This window comes from Oceanipulchritudo coccoides, from assembly GCF_010500615.1.
In the GTDB taxonomy this organism is placed as follows: Bacteria; Verrucomicrobiota; Verrucomicrobiia; order Opitutales; family Oceanipulchritudinaceae; genus Oceanipulchritudo; species Oceanipulchritudo coccoides.
Map to the genome: position 1 here is coordinate 626,115 of NZ_JAAGNX010000003.1, position 21,447 is coordinate 647,561.

General features: G+C 54.2%; 16 protein-coding genes and 1 tRNA gene. 8 read left to right on the plus strand and 9 right to left on the minus strand.

Translation table 11 applies throughout. The features are described from left to right. Positions 1-71: 71 nt before the first annotated feature. Both G0Q06_RS13205 and G0Q06_RS13210 read right to left on the minus strand, forming a co-directional pair. Positions 72-2,864, minus strand: coding sequence for a chondroitinase-B domain-containing protein (locus G0Q06_RS13205; protein WP_163966965.1), 2,793 nt, complete (start codon positions 2,862-2,864; stop codon positions 72-74). A gap of 378 nt (positions 2,865-3,242) precedes the next feature. After that, positions 3,243-4,328, minus strand: coding sequence for a LacI family DNA-binding transcriptional regulator (locus G0Q06_RS13210; protein WP_163966967.1), 1,086 nt, complete (start codon positions 4,326-4,328; stop codon positions 3,243-3,245). A 400-nt stretch (positions 4,329-4,728) separates the two neighbouring features. Between G0Q06_RS13210 and G0Q06_RS13215 the strand changes: the two genes are divergently transcribed. Genes G0Q06_RS13215 through G0Q06_RS13225 form a run of 3 tightly spaced genes read left to right on the plus strand, consistent with a single transcriptional unit; the run spans position 4,729 to position 8,239 of the window. Then, positions 4,729-6,498, plus strand: a complete 1,770-nt coding sequence (locus G0Q06_RS13215) for a sodium:solute symporter family transporter (RefSeq protein WP_163966969.1) — start codon at positions 4,729-4,731, stop codon at positions 6,496-6,498. 5 nt (positions 6,499-6,503) lie between these two features. Next, the gene (locus tag G0Q06_RS13220) at positions 6,504-7,619 is read left to right on the plus strand and encodes a type I phosphomannose isomerase catalytic subunit (protein WP_163966972.1); all 1,116 of its coding nucleotides are present in this window, start codon (positions 6,504-6,506) and stop codon (positions 7,617-7,619) included. Positions 7,620-7,621: 2 nt separating this feature from the next. Beyond that, entirely contained in the window at positions 7,622-8,239 is a 618-nt protein-coding gene (locus G0Q06_RS13225; protein ID WP_163966974.1) for a hypothetical protein, read from the plus strand. Positions 8,240-8,282: 43 nt separating this feature from the next. On the opposite strand, the gene G0Q06_RS13230 is transcribed toward G0Q06_RS13225, so the two are convergent. The 4 genes from G0Q06_RS13230 to G0Q06_RS13245 all read right to left on the minus strand — a co-directional run bounded on the left by G0Q06_RS13230 (position 8,283) and on the right by G0Q06_RS13245 (position 13,299). Beyond that, positions 8,283-9,047 (minus strand): SDR family NAD(P)-dependent oxidoreductase, encoded by a 765-nt coding sequence (locus G0Q06_RS13230; RefSeq protein ID WP_163966977.1) that lies wholly within the window; start codon positions 9,045-9,047, stop codon positions 8,283-8,285. Positions 9,048-9,209: 162 nt separating this feature from the next. Continuing rightward, complete coding sequence (locus tag G0Q06_RS13235; protein WP_163966979.1) at positions 9,210-10,151, minus strand: hypothetical protein; 942 nt, start codon at positions 10,149-10,151, stop codon at positions 9,210-9,212. Between the two features lie 332 nt (positions 10,152-10,483). Next, the gene (locus G0Q06_RS13240) at positions 10,484-11,482 is read right to left on the minus strand and encodes an aldo/keto reductase (RefSeq protein ID WP_163966981.1); all 999 of its coding nucleotides are present in this window, start codon (positions 11,480-11,482) and stop codon (positions 10,484-10,486) included. Further along, positions 11,479-13,299, minus strand: a complete 1,821-nt coding sequence (locus G0Q06_RS13245; RefSeq protein WP_163966983.1) for a polysaccharide lyase 6 family protein — start codon at positions 13,297-13,299, stop codon at positions 11,479-11,481. The genes G0Q06_RS13240 and G0Q06_RS13245 overlap by 4 nt, the downstream gene beginning before the upstream one ends. 204 nt (positions 13,300-13,503) lie before the next feature. Here G0Q06_RS13245 and G0Q06_RS13250 point away from each other — a divergent pair, with 204 nt between their 5' ends. Beyond that, positions 13,504-14,787: an acyltransferase family protein gene (locus tag G0Q06_RS13250; RefSeq protein ID WP_238710839.1), complete on the plus strand. Its 1,284-nt coding sequence runs from the start codon at positions 13,504-13,506 to the stop codon at positions 14,785-14,787. 250 nt (positions 14,788-15,037) lie between these two features. After that, positions 15,038-16,504 carry a hypothetical protein gene (locus tag G0Q06_RS13255; protein WP_163966988.1) on the plus strand — a complete coding sequence of 489 codons (1,467 nt, stop codon included), beginning with the start codon at positions 15,038-15,040 and terminating at the stop codon, positions 16,502-16,504. Positions 16,505-16,542: 38 nt separating this feature from the next. On the opposite strand, the gene G0Q06_RS13260 is transcribed toward G0Q06_RS13255, so the two are convergent. Next, a complete protein-coding gene (locus tag G0Q06_RS13260; RefSeq protein ID WP_163966989.1) occupies positions 16,543-17,370 on the minus strand; it encodes a mechanosensitive ion channel family protein in 828 nt (275 codons plus the stop codon). Positions 17,371-17,689: 319 nt separating this feature from the next. On the opposite strand from G0Q06_RS13260, the gene G0Q06_RS13265 reads away from it, so the two are divergent. Both G0Q06_RS13265 and G0Q06_RS13270 read left to right on the plus strand, forming a co-directional pair. Continuing rightward, positions 17,690-17,992, plus strand: a complete 303-nt coding sequence (locus G0Q06_RS13265) for a type II toxin-antitoxin system RelE/ParE family toxin (RefSeq protein WP_163966991.1) — start codon at positions 17,690-17,692, stop codon at positions 17,990-17,992. Next, positions 17,989-18,288, plus strand: a complete 300-nt coding sequence (locus G0Q06_RS13270; protein ID WP_163966994.1) for an addiction module antidote protein — start codon at positions 17,989-17,991, stop codon at positions 18,286-18,288. Before G0Q06_RS13265 ends, G0Q06_RS13270 begins: the two co-directional genes overlap by 4 nt. Before the next feature lie 407 nt (positions 18,289-18,695). Here the strand turns inward: G0Q06_RS13270 and G0Q06_RS13275 are convergent. Then, positions 18,696-18,785, minus strand: a tRNA-Ser gene (locus G0Q06_RS13275). An 89-nt stretch (positions 18,786-18,874) separates the two neighbouring features. Next, positions 18,875-19,510: a hypothetical protein gene (locus tag G0Q06_RS13280; protein WP_163966995.1), complete on the minus strand. Its 636-nt coding sequence runs from the start codon at positions 19,508-19,510 to the stop codon at positions 18,875-18,877. A gap of 91 nt (positions 19,511-19,601) precedes the next feature. On the opposite strand from G0Q06_RS13280, the gene G0Q06_RS13285 reads away from it, so the two are divergent. Beyond that, positions 19,602-21,446, plus strand: a complete 1,845-nt coding sequence (locus tag G0Q06_RS13285) for a 2-oxoacid:acceptor oxidoreductase subunit alpha (RefSeq protein ID WP_163966997.1) — start codon at positions 19,602-19,604, stop codon at positions 21,444-21,446. The last annotated feature ends 1 nt before the right edge of the window (position 21,447 follow it).

A 21,447-nucleotide genomic window follows, 5' to 3' on the forward strand; every position in this document is an offset into this window, starting at 1 on the left:
AAAAAGGCAGGCCCCGAAAGGGCCTGCCGGGTAATATAATAACCAAGGTGGATTTTCTATCCCGTAAAGCATTACGGGTTAACGATTGCTACAACCCTGTAGAAAAGTTTCTCGCCCGGGGAGGTCGGTCCGGACGTTGTGAATTCCAAGTCCGCCCCGGTGCCGTCAAGGCTGGAAACAGTTCCCCACGAAGTTGAGGAAAGATCCGTTGAGACCTGCAGGTGATAACGGGCTCCTGACTGGCTTGGGACGACTACCTTCATGTCCCCTCCGCTAAGGATCTCGCCGGAGATCAATTCCTGGGAAAGGTTGACCGAGCTCAGCTTGTGAACCTCCACCCGGTCCAATGTGAACCCGTCCGCAACACGGCTGTTGAGGTGGAACGCCACGGTGTCAAAAGTCAGGTTGGGACTGGTCGAGTCAGTTCGCGTCAGGAGCGCATAGTTGATGCTCCCCTGATCCAATGAGTAAGTGAGGGTCAGGTCGCTGCCTGTGTTTGCAAGGCTCAGGCTTCCCGTGTAGATCACACCATCGGAAATCGTGGTATGCTCACTGTTGGAAGTGGATCCCAGGGAGGTGTAGACGGAGGTCGAGCCGATCAGAATTGGATCAGAAGGAACAATCTTTTTCCTGAGGGAAATATTTCGCGCCGAGTCTAAACCGCCCGAAAACATGTAGCCCGTATAGTCAACAAAGTCGGGGTTCGGGCTTGATGTAGAGGTACCCTTGAAATTGTCCATCATCGTAGTGTCCCGATTGCCATGGCTGTCCCAAGTCCCCATCCGGAAATCATTCTCCGTCCCGTCGAAAACCAAGACCGTGGTTCCGGCAAAAAAACGGATTTCAAAACGGATGAGCAAAGTTTCGCCGGCTGCCAGCGAAACCGGACTACCCGAATCCGCAAAGAAGGCCAGAAGCCCCCGCCCGCTGTTCCCAGTCAGCTGGGTCAGCTCCGGTACGCCGGCTGACGGATCAATCACATTCGATGTCCCCGATGAGGAATACCACGCCATCGAGTTATTGGACAAATCCTGCGTTGCCCGCTCTTCGTCCGCAAAGGTTTCGTCAACTATTAAAGTTTCCTGCGTCTGGACTGTGATACTAAATGGTTTGTCGGAGAAGTCCCCGTCATTATCGCTAACCCTCAGGGAAAACGGAAAGACACCGGGCGCAGTTGCCGTCCCCGAAATGGTTCCGCTGACCGAATCGAGGGTAAGCCCGACGGGCAGGGAACCAACGCTGACGGAATAGCTCAAAGGAGCGTCTCCACCTATGGAGACAACGCTCACGGAGTAGGCCCCGTTGAGCGGTGCCTCCGGAAACGAAGCTGTCAGGATTTCCGGGATTGAACCCGGAGGTGAATAACTGCCGGATGGGCCTCCATAATAGGCAGGTCCCACTTCAGCCCTGGCCAGAGGCGCTCCAATTGGAGTTCCAGCGGCACCGACCTCATACGCCCCGATATCCGGGTTGCCGTCAGTTCGTGGAAGGCCCCGTATATCATTAAAAATCAGTGGATCCACTAGACCGGAATCCAGACAGGGGCTGGTTCCGGAAGGAATAGAATACCCCAGTCCAACGTCGGGAACAAGATCGGGAAAAACACCATAAGTCACCCCGGAAAGACCTGTTGTCCCGTAATTGCCACCAATGTCATAGACAAGGTTACCACCAAATTCCATCAGGGATGTGGCATATTGGAGATCAAAGACAATTCCGGATATACCTGAGTTCTGGACAACATTGTTCAAGATCCGCACATCATCCGGAACAACGCCGTCTGACTTGTCTTCTCCTATGTTGATCGGGCGCTTACAATCCACGAACGTGTTGTTGGCAATGACGGCCCGGTCTGCCGCCTCGTAGCCATTGCTGTCATCGCTTGCTGGCCAGTCGTTGTCCCCTGCCATGACCACAACCGTTGAACGCAGCCCAGTCCCTTGGATTCCCTCGAAATAATTGTTCCTGACCACGTGATCCTGCCCGATTACACGTACACCCGAGTCGCGACCGGTTCCGCTGCCAAAGAAGAAATTCCCCTCCACGATGCACTCGTCACCATGCCGCAGGGTAAGTTGTCCATCGTTGTCCATAAACGTGTTGTACCGGAAAATGTTCCCCGCTGACTTGTTTGAAATGACCTCCATTTCGTCCGCGCTCAAATTCTTGATCGTCTGGAAAAACAGATTGTGTTCCACCGTCACTTCCATCCGGTAGACTTGCCTGCTGCTGTCGCTGATCCGGATACCCTCGTAGCCGTTTGTTCCAATGACGGTCCGTGGACCCATGTAATTGTGGTCAAACCGATGGTTCCGGGTGACCGATGCCCCACCCTCCGAACTGTCTGGCTTGAAATTGACCGTCACATTCTCGGTTGTTTTTCCCTCGAAACTGCAGTGGTCAATCCGGTGGTTGAACCCGTAGGCAAAAAGCCAATACGAAGATGCCGGGCCTGCATTGAAGTCCTTGAATTGGCAGTTTGTCACACGGCAGGAATCCGATGCCTTCGCAAGCTGGACAACTCCGTTACTGGATACAGGCCCGCCGTTGCCATCAAAAACAAGCCCAGCCAGAATGATGTGTGATCCATCAAGGGTGAACCGAGTCAATCCCTCGAATACGGCTCCGCCCAGCGGCTCGGCATACACGCTTATGGGACTCCCCGCGGTGCCAGTTCCCTTGAGAGTCCGTTGGATATCCGTGTAAGTCCCGGCTTGAATCCTGACGGTGTCTCCAGCTTGCAAGGTCGTCGGCAAGGCTGAGAAATCAGCTTCACTCGATACCACATAGTCGGCACCCATGGCATACGTGCAGGGAATCACCAAAACACCATAGCTTAGCAAGCGAAGGAAATGTTTCTTCACCGCAAGCAACCTCTTGAATTCAAGGAGATTCCTTCGCCCACGCCCATGACAGCTAAAGCGAAAACCAGGGGTTGAGAAGACCTGCAACAGGTCCAGAATTCTAGGATTTAAGCCACTCATAAACGGGATAACCCGGGAACGGAACCGGATTTTCATAATTATTATTTTGGGTTGTGCCGACGCGAAGACGGCGGGAAGTACATGTTTGGACTACTTGCAAAAGGCTGCCCGAACAGTGATTCAGCAAGGGGAATTCGGAGACTCGGGATTTCCCTCATAGTCTCTCAGGCACACGACCGGGGTCAATACTATATTAATAATTATTATTAATATATTAACCCCATTTCACACCTGGGAGAGGGAGAAAGACGGCCCGCCTCAAGCGTCGACCAGGGTAGTATTAGTGGGGACGGACACGGGAGCGGGGCCTGTTGAATCGCGAACAACCAGTTTAACGGGAAGGACGATGTCCTGAAGGGGCTGGTCGTCCCCTTGTTGCGCCTCAATAAGGAGGCGTCCTGCTTCCCATCCGAGGTCTTCGGGAATCGCGGAAGCGGAGGTCAGTGTGGGAATTTCCTCCCAGCAGACGCGTGTCATATCGATAGCCGCTACGCTGACTTCCCCGCCAATTTTGATCCCCTGTTGGAACAGCCTGCTACAGACCCCGCGGGCCATGGTTCCATTCCCGACAATCCAGGCAGTTGGCAAGTCCTTGCCCGCGCATTCCCTGATCAATTGATCAGCTGCCTTGAAGCCCTCGGCCCGGTCCGCACCGCTGGCCTCCTCAATAAACCGGCACCTGGCTGGATCAACACCTGCTTGCTGGAAGCTTTGAATAACCGCTTCGCGCCGCTCGAGGTAGCGTCCTTTGGGGGCCAATCCCCCGAGAAAAGCAAATTGGCGGTGCCCCAATTCAAAAAGATGATGGGTGAGGAGCTGGGCGGCCTTCACCTCATTCGAATTAACCGAGTGAAAAATGCCGGTGGCCCGCGAGCTCACGATGACTGTCGGCATCTGCATATCATCTACAAATGATTGGAACTCGGGGGCGATCTCGCCCAGAATAACCAGCCCACGCAAAGTGGGAAGCGTCTCCTTGACCCGTCGCAGCATGCGGTCATCCGCATCCGACTCGGGCCCAAGAAAAATCAAGTTAAGGTCATTCTCCGAGGCATAGTCATGCAGTCCTTGGGTCACATGGCTGAAAAAATTGGTTTTTGTCGCGAGTTTGAATGGGGACCGCAGAAAATAACCGATAGCGGTGCGGCGAACCGCTCCGCCAGACACATGATCCACTTTCATTCCCTTTGGGGTGTACCCGGCGGTGATGGCATAATTCCAAATCCGGTCAAAAGTCGTCGGGGAAATCCCTTCCTTGCGACCATTCAAAACCATTGAAACGAGGGCCTGTGAAACACCAAGGTGTTTCGCGATGGCAGCTTGGCTGGGAGTCTTCTTGCTCATATGTTGAAATTTGTCTGGTTGGCGGACACGGCGCGGAGGCCATCAAGAACCCCAGTGCGGTCCGAACAAGTTGTTCCTACCAATGGCCGCACCCATCAGATTTGCAATCTTCTTTTTATAATTATCGGAAGAATTATAAATTCCCCTGAGAGGGCCTCGTTAAAGCTCTAAAGCGCACCCCGCCGACGGTTCCGCCGATCTCCTGAGGTGTCCTTCGGGTGCCCCCACTTCTCTCGGGTCGGCTCGCTTGCCAGCGCTGAAAATTCATCCCGGGGTGCCGAAAAGTCTTGCCAGCTCCAGAAGCTCCTGATCAGAATTTAATAATTATTAACGGAGAGCGGTCTGATCCTCCGGGATTGAGGCCGGCAAGCCCAGATCACCCCATTCAACCAACTGCTCTATGTTTGGCACGAACCTCAACTCTTGGGACCTCCTTGTGGTGGTCTTCTATTTTGGCTTTCAACTCAGCCTGGGTCTCATCTTCCGGGCATTCAGCAAGGATGCCAGCGATTACTTTCGCGCCGGCGGGAGTATCCTCTGGTGGCTGGTCGGGGCATCGGCGTTCATGACGCAATTCAGCGCCTGGACCTTCACCGGGGCGGCCGGCAAAGCCTATCTGGACGGTTCGCTGGTGGCGGCCGTCTTCTTTGGAAATGCGGTCGGCTACCTGGGGAACTATTTCCTGACCGCCCACCGGTTTCGCCGTCTGCGGGTGATCACTCCGATCGAGGCGGTCCGAGACCGCTATGGAAACAAGAATGAGCAGGTTTTCACATGGATTCAGGTTCCGATGAGTATAGTCTATGCCGGGATCTGGTTGAACGGCTTAGGCATCGTGGCCTCGAGCTTTTTCAATATTCCGATGAGCGTGACGATCATCATCGTGGGCGTGGTCGTGGTATTCATGAGCGTGACCGGAGGATCCTGGGCCATCATTGCCTCGGACTTCATGCAGACTGTGCTTCTGATGAGCATCACCATAGTGGCATGTTTTTTAGCGCTGAGTCACCCGGCGGTTGGCGGACTTTCTGGCTTTATTGAGAAAGTGCCGGAGCACCACTTCAAGGTGTGGGAGTCCGAGGATGCATCTTTTGTCTACCTCTGGATATTTGCTGCTTTTGTCATCCAATCCTTCAAATTGAACAACATGTTCGAGTCTTACCGCTACCTTGCGGTGAAAGACGACAAGCAAGCCAAGAAGGCGGCTTTGATGGCAGCTACCCTCATGTTCGTGGGACCTTTCATCTGGTTCATTCCGCCGATGGCGGCCTCAATCATCCAGCCGGACTTGAGTCTTGTCTTCCCCCACTTGGGAGAGAAAGCACACGAAGGGGCATTTGTTTTCATCGGACTGGAGCTAATGCCAGCGGGAATGCTTGGGTTGCTTCTCTGTGCGCTCTTTGCCGCAACCATCTCCTCGATGGATTCGGGCCTCAATCGCAACGCCGGCATAATCGTTAAGAACTTCTACAATCCGGTTTTCCGGCCGGACGCATCAGGGAAGGAACTTCTCGTTGCGGGCAAGATCGCTTCCGCACTTTTTGGTGTCCTGATCATATGCTCAGCTCTGATGATAAGCCAAATCCAGCAGTATGATCTATTTGAAATCATGGTCCTCTTCGGGGCGCTTATCGCGATCCCATATGCCATGCCATTGGTTTGGGGGATCTTTTTCAAAGGGGCCCCAAGATGGGCGGCATGGTCGAGCCTGATCGTCGGCCTGACCTTCTCCTACATCGCCAAATTCCAATTTGATCCTTCCTGGCTGGGATACACGGACCTGAGCGGCCGTGAAGCATCCGATCTTCTCTATATAATCAGTGGATTGGGAAACATATTTGTCTGTTCCGTCTGGTTCTTCCTCACGATCTGGATCGGCCGTCTCACCGGTTACAAGGAAAAGCCAGCCACTGAAAAGCTCTTCGAAAACCTGAAGAAACCGGTCAATTATACGGGCGAAGGAGGCGTTGAATCGGACGGGAAGCAGGCCAGGATTCTGGGATTACTCTGTTTTGTCTACGGAGGTTTCATCACCTTGCTGGGTGTCGCCATTCCCAACCAGCTCTCCGGCCGCCTCTGCTTTGCCTTTTGCGGACTTTTGATTGTCGCGATCGGGACCCTTCTGTACCAAGCTTCCAAGAAAGTAAATCCGGGCGACCGGAAACCCTGATTACGATGGAACTATCCGGTAGAATCCTGACCTTCCAGCCAGAGCGAGTGTGGCGCAGCTATCCCGGAGGCGCCACATTGGACCGACTTCAAGGTAAATCCAATCCACGTGATGACCATTGGCCTGAGGACTGGGTGGGCTCAACAACCGAGGCTGTCAACCCGGTCAAACGACCCGACGGGGAAGGCCTTGCACGAGTGGTTGAAGGAGACCAGCCAAGGTTCCGCGACCTTCTTGCCCGGGATCCTGTTGCCTTTTTGGGGAAAGACCACACCGGAGCCTATGGGGCAAACTTGCCGGTTCTTGTAAAATTGCTTGATTCAGCTATCCGCCTGCACTTCCAGGCTCATCCGACCGCAGAATTCGCGAGAAGGCACAAGCTTGGTCCCTCAGGGAAAGCCGAGGCTTACCATATTCTGGCAATGAGGCCTGAGATCAAGGATCCCTACATCTATATCGGCTTCCAGCGCCCACCATCGCGGGCCGAGTTCAAGCGCATGATTGAAGAGCAGGACATTGCCGCAATCGAAGCCTGCTTTGATCGTATCCCCGTCAAGGTCGGGGAAACGTACTTTATTCCGGGTGGCCGTCCGCACGCCATCGGGCCAGGCATCCTCATGGTTGAGGTGATGGAACCCTCTGATCTTGCCGTTCGATTTGAGTTCGAACGCGGCGGCTATGTCCTGCCTGAATCAGCTCGCTTCATGCAGCGCGATCTCGACTTCTGTCTTGATGTTTTTGACTACGATCCGTTGCCACTTGAACAAGCAATTGCCCGCTATCGCTGCAATCCCCTGGCACGCCGTGAATGGTCGGGGGGAGGACACCAGTTCTCGCTTCTCGAAAAAGACCGGAATCCGCGCTTCACTCTGCGCCAGTCCACATTCACCAGAAATGCTGTATGGGAAGGAGCCCAAGCTTTCATCGGGATCGTGACCTCTGGAACCGGCGTTATCGACGACAGTCAAGGGCAGCGCGCAGTCGGTCCTTACGATCGCTTCTTTTGTCCCGCGGATCTGGAAAAATTTCAAATTGAACCGGGCCCGGACGGGCTGACTCTCCTTGAATGCTATCCGCCCGCCCCAGAGGATTCCCTCGCTGATTTTAAACACCCTGGTTGAAGATGAATTTCCCTACCATCATTGTCGGCGGCATTTGCCTGACCGGAAAGACAACCCTGATCAAGCGCCTCACAAGCCGCGGCGGGTTTGATTTTAAATACATCGAAGGAGATGATTTACACACGAAGGAATCCATTGAATCGATGACCTTCGGAAGGCCCCTCACAGACGCAGATCGCCGTATCTGGAAAGCGAAGATTGGAGATATCATACGCAACCGGGAGGAGGGACCAGTCAGCATCATTTCGTGCTCCGCCCTCACCCGGGCCTTCCGCGATGAGCTTCGCAGCTATGGGGAAGTTCGCTTTATTTTTCTTGTTTTTAGCCGTGCCAGTGCTGAGAAGCGTGCCATAAAGCGCCTTCGCGACGATTGGGAGCGTCTCCAGCGGGAACCGTCTTACCGTCCCCATTATTTCCAGCCGGCCATTTATCCAGAGTTGCTGGATGGCCAGTATCGCGACCTTCAAGTCCCCGGAGGAAAGAATACTCCGGGTGAACCCGAGGGCGATTGTTTCGTCGTCGACCTCGACCAGTTTCCCTCCGGTGACTCGGGCCCGGAAACAGACTACGCAAGCCTAGCAGGGCAAATCGCGGACTGGCTTCAGGTCAGGAAACCCTAAGCCTCAAGACTGGTTACTTTTGCCGGATGGCTCGCTCTGGCCCCTACATCCTGTAGATACCACCGTTGATGTCTATTGTCGCTCCGGAAATGAAGCCATCATACTCGCTGGCGAGGAAAGTGATTGTGCGGGCAATATCTCCGGCGTTACCGGCTCGCTGCAGGGGAATTTGTGAAATCGTGGCATCAGCGGACTCCTTCGTCGTGTGCTTGTCGTGAAAACGGGTTCCGAGGATCAAGCCCGGGGCCACCGCATTTACCCGAATGCCCTTGCCTCCAAGCTCGGCGGCAAGGGAACGCGTCCAAGTGAGTACCGCTCCCTTTGTTGTAGAATACGCCAGTGAGCCGGAGTGGCCTCCACAGCGACCGGCAAGTGAAGCAAGGTTTACCACGCTCGCCCCGTCCTGCGCCTTTTCAAGTGCTGGAAGGGATGCCTGCGTGACGTGAAGCATCGTTGTCATGTTCACATCCAGAACCGTCTGCCAGAACTTTACGTCGATCTCACCAAGGTATTTTCGGCCGATTATGCCACCCACATTATTCACCAGCACATCCATACCACCGAGGAACTCAATGGCCTCCTGCACACAAGCTGTGGCTTCGCCTTCATCGGTCAGGTCGCCCCGTCCGTAAGCGGCCCGCTGCCCTCTCGCCTCGGCTCGGGCGACCAGCTCCTTCGGCCCCTCCTCACCCATGAAATAATGGATGAAAATATCGCAACCCGCATCAATCAGATGCTCCGCCACCGCTTTACCAATTCCTTGTTCCGCACCGGAAACAAAGGCATTCTTTTTGAGTAATGATCCCATTTTATAATTATGAATTGACTCCTGTTTGAAACGCAAGCACAGAAAACTCACCTGGGCAAATTAGCTGCCAATGAGGGGTTCACCGGTACAATTGGGGTTGACCGGAAGGCCCCAGCCCACCGAATTCCCCGATTTGGAAATGCGCTAAATACAGAACAGGGATTACGGACGATAGACCCAGATCCAGGCGCCGTCTTCAGAGGCACTCGTTTCTTCCAGATACATCCAGCCCGTGAGAGCTTCGTTGTATATCCACGGGGCGTTGACTACATTGACCAAGCCCAACCAGTTGCCTGTGTCAGCATAGCCATCCTCAACCATGTAACCGAGCCAGCCGGAAGATCCCCCTTCGCCAATCGAATCACCAGTCTTGAGGACCACATTGTCAAAATAGACTTCGGCGCCACCCTTGGCGTCGCTGTCTCCAAGGAAACCAAAGCGGCTGATACCGGCGGCTGGATCATAATCAGCGGTTCCGGTCTGCAGAAGGATATCCTGGTCGGCAAGGACGCCGTCGACAAAGATCGAGTACGTAAGCGGTTGGAGCGTGTAGGCTACCCCACCCATGGTGAAGTCCAACGTATTGACAGTGGAATTGTTGGCCACGAGAGAAACCGAATAGGTTGTTCCACCATCGTGTTCGCCGGACACACTGCTTGTGCTCAAACCACCATTGTCGCCGTTGTCATAACCAAAACGGAAATCCGTGTCCCATTTGAAACCAAGTTGTAGCCCGGTCTTGCTGTTGGAAGTGGGATCGATGTCATTGCCAAAGCGGAATCGAATTTCACCATTCGAAGCGGTTCCCGGGGCACTGCCATCCGCATTGTAGGTAGGCTGGCTTTCATTACGGAAATCGAAGTCCAACTGGAATCCGTCCATAAGAGGACTAGTTAGGTAGACATAAGCTTCCGGCTTGTCCGCAGTGCTGAAATCAGCAATCCGCAATTCACCGGAAGAATCATCCGGGGTGGAACTGGCGTCGCCCTTGATTGTGGAAAAGTTTGCCGCAAGGTCGCCTGTATCCATGAAGATACTTGTGACTTCAGCGAAGGCCACACAGGCCGACGCGCTAGCAATTGTGAAGGTAATGAGCTTTTTCATATTCATCTGATTAGGGATTGGATTAGTTAGAAAATTTGATGGTTCTTGACAGAGAACACGCAGTCAAAGGTTCTAGATAGAGATATTTATAAATATGAATAGAGATTTCTGAGGCAAGGACAATCGAATATATTCTCTCCAACCAAAGGTGAATCAGAGGCGGCATACAAATTCATAAGCCTTTATGCTTAATGTACTTATCGAAATATTTAACGATATCCCCAAACAGAATAAGATGTTTAATAATAATTTCCATCGCCAGACCTAAACGCCGGTTAGGCTTATCTGGCGGAGCTTCGGTTCTACCAACTCTACGGAATCAGGTGATCATTTCATCGAATGCGACTTGGATGCATCCATAGGTCACACTCCTGACCGAGAGTCGCCTTCAAGGCTGTCGTTGCTGCAGAGAGGGAGTCAAGTTGCTGACGATCCAACCGTAATTTGGCCACAGCCAGGTTTTCGGCCAACTGCGAGGGTGAGCGTACTCCAACAATTATACTCCCCACCGCCTCCTGGTGGAGAAGCCAAGCGAGGGCCAGGGGAGCCATATCCAAACCCCATTCGCCGGCTAGGGCGCGAATTGCCTCCAGCGTGGCAAAGGTCAGATCTTCACAACCCGGTTCATTGTGACTGCTGTATGGACGATCGGCACGGAAGTGGCGGCTGCGGGCCCGGCGATCGGGAACTTCATCCGCGTCGGAAAACTTTCCCGTGAGCAATCCCTGCATAAGTGGACTGTATGCAAGGATGCGCATCCCTTTGTTGATCATCGGCGGAATCACATCAAATTCAACTGCCCGCGCCAGGAGAGAATAAGGGAACTGGTTCGTCGTTGCCGGTCCCCCGCCGGAAAACCAGTCTGACAAATCCCGCGGACCGAAATTACAGACCCCGAATGCGCGGATTTTTCCCTCTGATTGGAGATCTCGAAGCGTCGCGAGCGTCTCATCGAGTGGAAGGACATGGCTCGGCCAATGCACTTGGTACAGGTCGATGATGTCCGTTTGAAGACGGCGTAGACTCTCCTCGCAGGATTGACGCATGCCAGTTTCCGTCAGGTCATGGCGGCCAACCTTGGTTGCGATCACCACCTCATCCCGACATCCGCGGAAGACATCCCCAAGAAGTTCTTCTGAAGCGCCGTCTCCGTAAACGGGCGCTGTATCAAAAAAGTTGATACCTGCTTCCAAAGCCGCATGCAGGGTTGCAGTGGATTCTTTCCGGTCCTGTTGACCCCAGTATTCGCGGCCAGCCATGGCCCAGCATCCGATCGCCACCCGGCTCACGTGGAGTCTGGAACCATCCCCGCACTCAATTGGAATTTTCATTTATAGTCCCTCATCAATTCCTCTTGGGATGCGTCCAAAGTTTGTGCGGCCTTCATCCAGAAAAACATCCGGGGAGTCATTTCATCCAAGGGAATGCGCAAAGACCAAACTTCTCCCTCCCGGCTTGCTTCAAAAAGCGCTGGCCAGGCTGTGCTGCCGTCCAGTTCACCGCGGCGCAGGTCAAGCTCACCCACCAAGGGGATGGCCCCCAGATTCAGTTTCCATACCAGCTCACTGGCGCTGGAAAATTCAACTGCATGAGCGGTGTCCAGAACAGACTCGGACAGCCAGCTCGGTCCGGCTGTGTCGGGAGAAACCGGTGCCAGCAACTGTGTCCGCTCAGTTCTTTCATCAGCGCCAATATCAGCTCCATCTGACCGCAGGTCACCATCCAGATCAGACTCGAGTCCTGCGTAAAGTATATCCGCAGTATCAATCGCGGCACCCGTCATGCCCGGCTGCATCAGCCAGTCCTTGCGCAACTCCAAATTTGGGTTTGCCTCCATAAAACCCGGGTCACTGATGCCGGCGGTCGCTCCGTGAAGAAGGTTGCCAGCATAGGTCATTGCCGATGGCGGTTCATCCCACTGCACAAGCGGACCGGTCGCCGATACAATCAGGTTGTTCGCAATAATGGTATCAGTTGGCCTGTAATTGTTATCCTTTGAGCCCAGTTCACAGAGCTGCAGCGATTCCCGGGCATCAAGCACAGTGTTATGGACGACCTCGACATTGCGCACTTGCTCGTACCCTCCGTTTGTGTCCGCTCCGGTTACACGCCCCGCTGCCCGCAAGGTGATTCCCGCTCGAAGTCCGGTCCCACGGATGCCCTCAATATAATTGCCACGTATGAGGTGGCCTTCGCCGTTGAGACGGATCCCACCCGTGCCGCTACGCCCCATGCCAAGGATCAGGTTGTTTTCGACGACACAATGGTCACCATGGCGCAGGACCAAGGATCCCTTGCAGCCTATCAACACGTTGTTGCGATACGTGTTATAGCTGCTTTTGTTCGAGATCACTTCAATCTCCCCGTCGCATTGAAAGAACCGGTTGTGCTCCACAACGATATCCCCGCGAAAATTGGCATAATTGCTGGTCCCCACTCGTACTGTTTCAAATTCATTATCGGACCAGCCAACCGGATTTGGACCAAAGCTGTTGTGGTCAATCCGATGGGCAAACGAGGCGTAGGGTGTTCCGTCATCCCCGTCTTGCGGGACCATTTCCACAACGATCAGGGCTCCACGGACAATCTTCCCCGAAAAGTGACAATGATCCACCCGGTTGTTTGTTCCGTAAATCTGCACCCATTTGGAATTTGCCCAGATCTTTTCCGTGGTATCCCCGTCCTCGTCGTCATCATCACTGTCCACTTCCCAAAAGTTGTAGTCGACGAATGCACATTCCGTCAGACGGCAGTGGTGTGCGTGCCGGTTGCCATTGTTGGAACGGAATTGCACCAACGATGATGGAATATCCCGGTCGTGGTCATCTCCATTGTAGAAATAAAACCCGGAAACCTCAATGTAGTCGCCCCCAAACTTGATCGCGCTTTCACCTTTGAACATCACTCCGCCAGGCGTTTCCGCCCGGAGAAGAATCGGCGCCCCCGCAATTCCACTCGCCGACACATGGATCCGTTGGTCGAGGTAAACACCATCCCGCCATATGATCGTGTCACCAGGCCCCACCTGCCCCCCGTCAAAGAGATTCGCCAGCTCGTCATCGGAGCCAATCCAATGCTCCGCAGCCCACCCAGTCAGTGGCATAAGCACCACCCACAACATGATCCGATAAAGTTCTTTCCATATCATGCTTTCAAGCCTGATTTATATTTATAAACCGGGCAAGGAGAAAGCCGATGGGGCACGGATCATCGAATTCTTTTTCAAAATTGGACAAATCCCCTGTGTTTTCGGTTTTCAGCAAACTTCTGGACGTAATCCCGTTCGCGAACACAATCACCTCGTTCGCGACAATAAGAAAACGCATATGCCGTTATGAATAAAGGTCAGGACATGCAGACAACCCAAGAGCTTCCTCAAACCGAACGCTTCCACTCGCTTGATGCTCTGCGTGGATTCGCGCTGCTCCTTGGGGTATTTTTTCATGCGGCTGAATCCTTTTGTCCGGAACGTTTGTCATGGGCTGTTCTCGACAAAAATACTCATTGGATAGCCGATTGGTTCCAGTTCTTGAGTCACTCTTTCCGAATGGAACTTTTCTTCCTGATTGCCGGATTTTTCGCCCATCTCGTCTATCATCGAGCAGGTGCCCGGCATTTCATCCTTAACCGCCTGTCCCGCATTTTCCTTCCTTTCATGATGGGGTGGTTAATCCTGTTTCCTGTTTTATCGTGGATCTGGATCTCAGGATTTGCTCAAGCGGGACGGTTATCCGACATGGGCATCCCTGAGGAATTCCACTCCATGCCTGCCTGGAAACTCACCATAGGTGCCCTCATGCAAAAGGATTTCTGGATCGAGAACTTTAGCTTGATGCACCTCTGGTTCCTCCATCAATTGCTTGTTATCTACGGAGTTATTCTGGTCGCCCGGGCGCTGGTCAGCAGCACGGCTGGACGTAGCTTCAATCACCGATTGCGCAGGGCTGCCGATAACGGTTTTGCAATGCTCTTCAACGCTCGCTTTGGCTGGCTCGTTCTCGTCGTTGTGACTGTTCCGATTCTTTGGACCATGAATGAATGGACCGTTGATACGCCGAATGAATCGCTGATTCCTCACCTGCCAACGACTCTGCTCTACGGGCTATTCTTTCTGGTTGGCTGGATGCTTCATCGGAACACAGGTCTCCTTGGCAAACTCAAGTGTGCCTCAAGCGGGTTTTTCCTGGTCGGGTTGGGAATTGGGCTTTCATTCCTCGTCTACTTCCTGAACGACGCGTTGGTCCTGCTCGGACTGGTGTCGCTGAAAGGTGAGCTTTACAAGCACGTGTACCAGCTTGCCTATGTGACGATGATGTGGGCCTTCGTTATCGGGACAATCACCCTCTTCCAGCGATTTGCGCAGACCCGGTCTGCATTTTGGAAGTATATCGCGGACGCCTCCTACTGGATTTACCTGGTCCACCTCGTCGTTGTCGTTCCCGTGCAAATCGCCATAGCGGAGCAACCGTGGCCGGCAGCACTCAAGTATTTCATTATTCTGGCAGTTTCCCTTCCGATTCTGTTTGCCAGTTACCACCTCTTCGTAAGGAGCACGATTATAGGGAAATGGCTCAATGGTAAAAAGCACGCGTCTCCTAAACGTCAGCCTCTCAAACCGGTCCCCAACTTTAATTGACGATAACGGTCAACCTGCTTCCTCTTCGGGAGGAACATAGGAGGAACATAGGGACAGGTAAACAGTTACGGTACGGTGCGGGTGGGAGCCGAATCAAAGGGAGCTACTGTCTGATTGATTAGTTCTCTACGATCAAGCAGGCGGGGGTTCGCGACTTGACTGTCTCATTCGAATCGGATACATTTATTAAACTTCGCCCCCGTATTTCGTACACAGATTACACACAACATTAGAGCGATTGGCAGATCCCATGAGGATAGCGCGTTTCAGGGCCAGGTTTACCGGGTTGCTTTTTACCGTAGTACTGTTTTTGGCGACGCTCGCGACGGCTCGCCAGCACCTCGTGGAAATCCAGACATCGCACAACAGGTGGCCGGATCCGGAAGCTGACTGCCAAGCGAGCCCCCTCGTATGGCCCGCGTTGCCCAATATCATTGTCCAGGTCCTCAAGGACGGGGCACCTGTTGCCCTTGTCAGAACAGAACGCGGCCGGGATCCGGAAACCAACACACACCTCGCCCTCGCGTATGTCACACTTGAGCCGGGCACCTACAGCGTGCGTGCCTGGGATATGACAGGTGGTTCGGAGGTTGTTGCCGCGGCTGTCCGTGGCAGGAACGATTTGCATCCGGGCAGCATCACCCCTCCCTACGGGGATTTCAGGCTCTTTATCCATGACGACAGTGCCTACGATGGCGATTACTACAAATGGGACTTCCGGGCAATTATCGGGATATGCCCGGGGGCGGCTGTTACCGGTGGCAACTCACCCGTCATCAAGAGTGTCGATGCGCCCGGTGTCTGGATCGCGGAGGACACCTATCAGGTCGAAATTACCTATGAAGACCCGGACGGGGACATCACATGGATTCAATTCCTCGAAGTGAATCCATTTGAGCCCGGATTGAGAGTCTTTGATGAATACGATCCTGGGGTTTCCGGCAGCAAGGAGGGGATCATCTACCGCAATACGGGTTGCACGGCTATTGATTTCCCGCCCGATTTCACTTCCGGCAAGGCCGGATTCCTCGTGAGGCTTCGGGACAGCGAGAGCAACGTGGGACAAAACCAGTTCTTCTACACCTGCAGCAGGGACCCGGCCACCATCACCCCACCCCCGGGCGGCTATTCCATGGATGGACAATGGGATACGGAGCTTGGCAAGCTTGAGGCGAGTCAGAGCGGTGACGGAGTGGCGGGCTCCTTTGCTATGGATGGCGCCGAGGCACGCTTTGATGGCGTACTGGACGGGCAAACCGTTTTCGGCACTTGGTCACGAGCCCCCTCGTTTGGGCCTCCAGATGACTGTGGGGATCTCTGCCTGACCATTCATCCCGATGGAACAGAGTTCATGGCCGTCTATCGAGTTGGTTTCACCAGTGATGACTGGCAAACCTTGTCGGGAAGGAAATCTCTCTGGACCGGCGCAATCGGGCTCGCCAACAACTGGTTCTGGCTGGACTGGTTTGGGTACTTCAACGTGGCGCACGAATCGTGGACTTACCACCAGCAAAACCACTGGCTACACCCGATTGGCGACAATCCGGAGAACATCGTTTTCTGGGACAGCGGAATGGAGGCCTTCTGGTGGACTTCATCCAGCTTCTACCCCTTTGCCTTCAGGTTTTCCGATGGCTGCTGGTTGTATTACCAAAAGGACTCGATGGATCCTCGAAGATTCTACAACTATTGCACCCTCAGCTGGGAAGAGTGGTAGGGCTTCCAGCGCTTCCGTAAGACCGTTTGCCGGTCGCTTTATACTTCCTTGTTGATAATATGGATATCCCTCTGGGGGAACGGGATCGCGATGTTCTCCTTCTGGAGTGCCTGGAAAATGGCCAAGTTAATCCCGTATCGGGTCTTATGGTAAATCTGGGTAGGCACCCAGACCCGGTAACCGATGTTGATTGAGGAGTCGGCAAACGCGTCAATCCCCACATCTGGTTGGCGGTCAGGGGCCACTTCCTTAACAGAATGGATGGCATCGCGGACACATCGTATCGCTGCTTCAGGGTCCTCGCTGTAGGCAATTCCCACGACACCTTCGACAATCTTGAATTCCTGTGAATTGACAAAGATCTCCCCCAGCACCTTCCGGTTGGGGATCGTGATTTTTTCATCATCCTCATTGTAGAGTTGCGTGTGCCCAAGGGCGATGTTGTCAACGATTCCCGATTGCCCGCTGACGCTGAGCGTATCGCCAACCTTGAAGGGCCGCGTCACGATAAGGACAATCCCAGCTCCGTAATTGGAGATCGGACCCTGCACAGCAAGGGAGAGCCCGAAGGCGCTGGCACCGAGGAGCGCGACAAACGGGGTAATCTCAATGCCCGCCTTGCTGAGAGCAATGATGACAGCGAAGACAATGACGATGAGCTTGGTGAATCCGGCAAAAAACCGGGCGAGGGTCACATCGAGCCCGCGCTTGTCGCAGATCTTCAGAATCAGCTTGGACAGCGATTTCCCAACCCAGAATCCGACGAGGATAATGACCACCGCCAGAAAGAGGCGCATGCCGTTTTCCACTAGGTAGAGGATCAATTGATCTTTGAGGCCTTGTAGTTTTTCCAATTCTTCTTCCATAGCTCGTGCACGGGAATATTGGCGAATTCTTCATCTTTTCCAAGATAAGTTTTCCGGCCCAGACGCGGTTCCGTGCGGCTATGTACCGGACTATTTCCCTGTCCCTCCTGCCATGAGCTAGACGATTGGGGGAGAGAGGGACTCGAACTGGGTTTTATAAAGCTCTTATTCACTGCTACTTACCAAATTGGTAATTTTTCCGTGGAGGCATAATCAATGCACCAGAGTAGCGATTAGTCGTGTTCTGTTGGATTCCCCGGGGAAAAATAGGCATGAACAATCAATTGACAGGCGTAGCCAGTAGGCTACATATTGAATCATGCGAATAATCCGCAAGACAGAAGTTTTCGGCAAGTGGCTGGATGGACTAAAGGACATCCGTGCTCGGGCCCGCATCCTGGTGAGAATCCAAAGACTGGAAGCGGGTAACACGGGCGATGTAAAACCGGTTGGGTCGGGAGTTTCTGAAATGCGGATTGATTACGGACCGGGCTACCGGGTCTACTATTGCCAGCAAGGGCGGGAGATCGTGATTTTGCTGGCAGGAGGTACCAAACGAACGCAGTCCACGGATATCAAACGAGCTATTCACTTATCAAAAAATTTGGAGGAACCATCATGAAAAAGATTCAAACCAGTCGATTCGATGTCGCCGAACATTTGCGCACTCCGGAGGAGATGGCTGCCTATCTTGAAGCTGTCATGGAAGATGCTCCCGGAGATGCCGCCCGCATTGCCAAGGCCCTCGGAGATATTGCCCGGGCTAAGGGGATGACTCAGGTCGCCCGCGATGCCGGCTTATCCCGCGAAAGTCTCTATAAGGCTTTGTCCGGTGAACGATCTCCCGGCTTTGAAACGATCCTCAAGGTCATCAACGCACTGGGACTGAAAATCCATGCTGAACCCGCGAGCGTCTAAATCCAATTGACCTCAGCTTGCTTGGAGCACTGCTGCGGAGCTCATAGCTTGAACAGCGGTGCCCTCCGCAGTGTGGCGAAGGATGGGTCGCGCGATTACCGGTTTCCCACAGCCTGTCCGCCGAAGCCTGCAAGGCGAAGGAGGAAGGCGGGCTGGGTGTTTCGTTGTTTAGTCAGATGTAGGTGACGTTAGCTCCTGGAAAGATTGGAGGGTTGATAACCGAGAAGCTGTTCAAGTGCCATTTTATTTATGCCCGGTGTACGTCTGGCACACCCTCGGCTATGGCTGGCCTGTAGGTTGGATCTTGAGCCCGTGCTTCGCTCTCACTGCGTTCGAGCTACGCAGGGCATCCTTGCTCTAGCCTCACTCCGAATGGCTGCGCCATCCGAAGCTCGGAGAGCGAAGGATGGCGGAGAGAGAGGGATTCGAACCCCCGGTACCATTGCTGGTACAACTGATTTCGAGTCAGTCACGATCGGCCACTCTGCCATCTCTCCGTCAAAGGGAAGGAAATTGGCCAAAAGGGGGGTAAGATGGCAAGCCTAAGAACGAAGAAAAGGCACTGGGCGGACCGAATCCACAGCTGCTATTGTCCCGAGGGGATCTTTTCCTGCCAGGGATACTTGTCTTCGCTGAGCGGGCCCCAAAACAGATCCCCTGAATCGCGCCAGGCATCGAGGACAATTCCCTCGCTGAGCGGCTGGTTCCTGGCGGTCACAACGACCGCATTGTGCTCACGAATAGTATTCTCCCGGGCAATGATCTGGCGCACTTCGAGGGTAAACAGGGTAAGTCCGATCAGGGCGGCTTCCATATCCTCGGCCCAGTGGTAACAGAGTCCCCGGTCACGCAAGCCCGCATTGACGAGCATGTTGTGGACAATGGGAGAAGCCCCCACTCCATACTCCTCAGCCAATATACTTGATGTCCTGAGGGCGGTTTCGGCAACGCGATAGGCTTCATCGTAGGCCACATCCGGACCAAGCGCGAGCAAAGCTGTCCGGAGTGAGGAGGATTCGATCTGCTCCACCTGGCCGATCTGGTCGCGAGGCCCTGCTGAAGTGCTCGCACATCCGGAAAAGCAGATAAGGAGACAAGCCAGCCCGGCCAGCAGGCCAATTGCTGGGCATAATGAAGCTCGTGGGCGGTTTATCTGCATATCCACACTGATCCAGTGCGACAGAATCCCGCCAATTGTCGATTCTTGATCACTAGGAGGCATTTAGGCAGGGACCCCACATCATCCCGCGTTGACTTCCGACCGGAGCTTTCGCAAGTTGACGGCAATTCTCACTCCCTACTCCTGAAGAAACATGACTGAAAAAATTTCTGGTTTTGAAGAGCGCCAATCGGTGGTGGTGCGGTTCGCGGGTGATTCCGGCGACGGCATGCAAACGGTTGGGGAACGGTTTACCGACAGCAGCGTCGTGGTCCCGAATGCCATTGCCACTTTCCCGGATTTCCCGGCGGAAATCCGCGCACCCGCAGGGACGATCCCAGGCGTGTCCGCCTTTCAGGTGCACTTTGGGAGCCGCGAAATCCTCACCCCCGGTGATGAGCCGGATGCGCTTATCGCGATGAATCCGGCGGCCCTGAAGGTCCATCTGGACGACCTCACACAAGGCGGCATGCTGGTCGTCAATACGGGGGCGTTCACGCCCGAGAACCTGAAAATGGCGGGCTACGAGAGCAACCCGCTTGAGGATCCGGAGCTGGCCAAGAAGTACGAGCTTGTCCCGATTGATATCACCGAACTGACCAAGGAAGCTCTCAAGGACAGCGCCTTGAAGACCCGCGACAAGCTGCGCTGCAAGAATTTCTTCGCCCTTGGATTCACCTACTGGGTGTATGGTCGCCCGCTCGATCCGACAACCAGGTTTGTCCAGGACAAGTGGGGTAAAAAACTTCCCGAGGTCGCGGAAGCAAATGTCCAGGTCCTGAAGGCCGGCTACTTTTTCGGGGAGACCTCGGAGATTCATCGCAACCGCTATATGGTGACCAAGGCAGTTGTCCGCGCGGGCCGCTACCGGAAGATATCGGGCAACGAAGCGCTTGTCCTCGGCTTGGTTGCGGGGGCTCGTCAGGCGGAAAAGGAACTCGTCTACTCGGGTTATCCGATCACCCCTGCCTCCTCCATTTTGGAGATGGTCTCCACCTACAAGCATTTCGGGATCAAGTCGGTCCAGGCGGAGGATGAGATTGCCGCGATCGGGGTGGCCCTTGGAGCGAGCTTTGCCGGATCCATTGGGATCACCGGAACCAGCGGACCCGGGATGTGCCTCAAATCCGAATTCATGGGGCTCGCGGCCTCGGTCGAATTGCCGCTGGTCATCTGCAACATCCAGCGTGGTGGTCCCAGCACTGGCCTGCCGACCAAGACCGAGCAATCAGACCTCTTGCAGGCGATGTTTGGCCGGCACGGGGAAAGCCCTCTCCCAATCGTCGCGGCGATGTCGCCCTCGGACTGTTTCCCGGTCGCCTACGAGGCAATGCGGATTGCCATCACTTACAGCACTCCGGTGATTATCCTGAGTGACCTCTACGTCGCCAACGGCGCTGAGCCATGGCGCCTGCCTGACCTGAGTGAGTTTAGCCCAATTGAAGTCCCCACGCCCAACACTGACGGCCCTTACCGGCCGTTCGAACGAAATCCTGAAACGCTCGCACGCGCCCAGGCAATCCCTGGAACGAAGGGATTCGAACACCGGCTCGGCGGTCTGGAAAAGAACGATGCTGGGGAAGTCAGTTACGATCCGGAAAATCACGAGCACATGACGGAAATGCGAGCCAGCAAGATCCAGCGGATCGCTGATTCATACGCGCCCCTCATTATAAACGGCGAACCGGAAGGCGATGTCCTTGCCCTTGCATGGGGCGGGACCTTTGGTGCCGTGACCTCTGCCGTGAGAACGCTGCAAGCGGAAGGCTACAAGGTCAGCAGTGTGCACCTGCGCCACCTGAATCCGCTCCCGAATGATCTCGAGGCAACACTACGACAATTCAAAAAAGTGATCATTCCAGAATTGAATACCGGCCAGCTCGCCATGCTGGTCCGCGCACGCTACCTGATCGATGCCGTGCCGCTGAACAAAATGAAGGGCCGCCCCTTCAAGGTCGCGGAAATCCGCGATGCCATCCTTAACCTCATCCCCTCCTGAG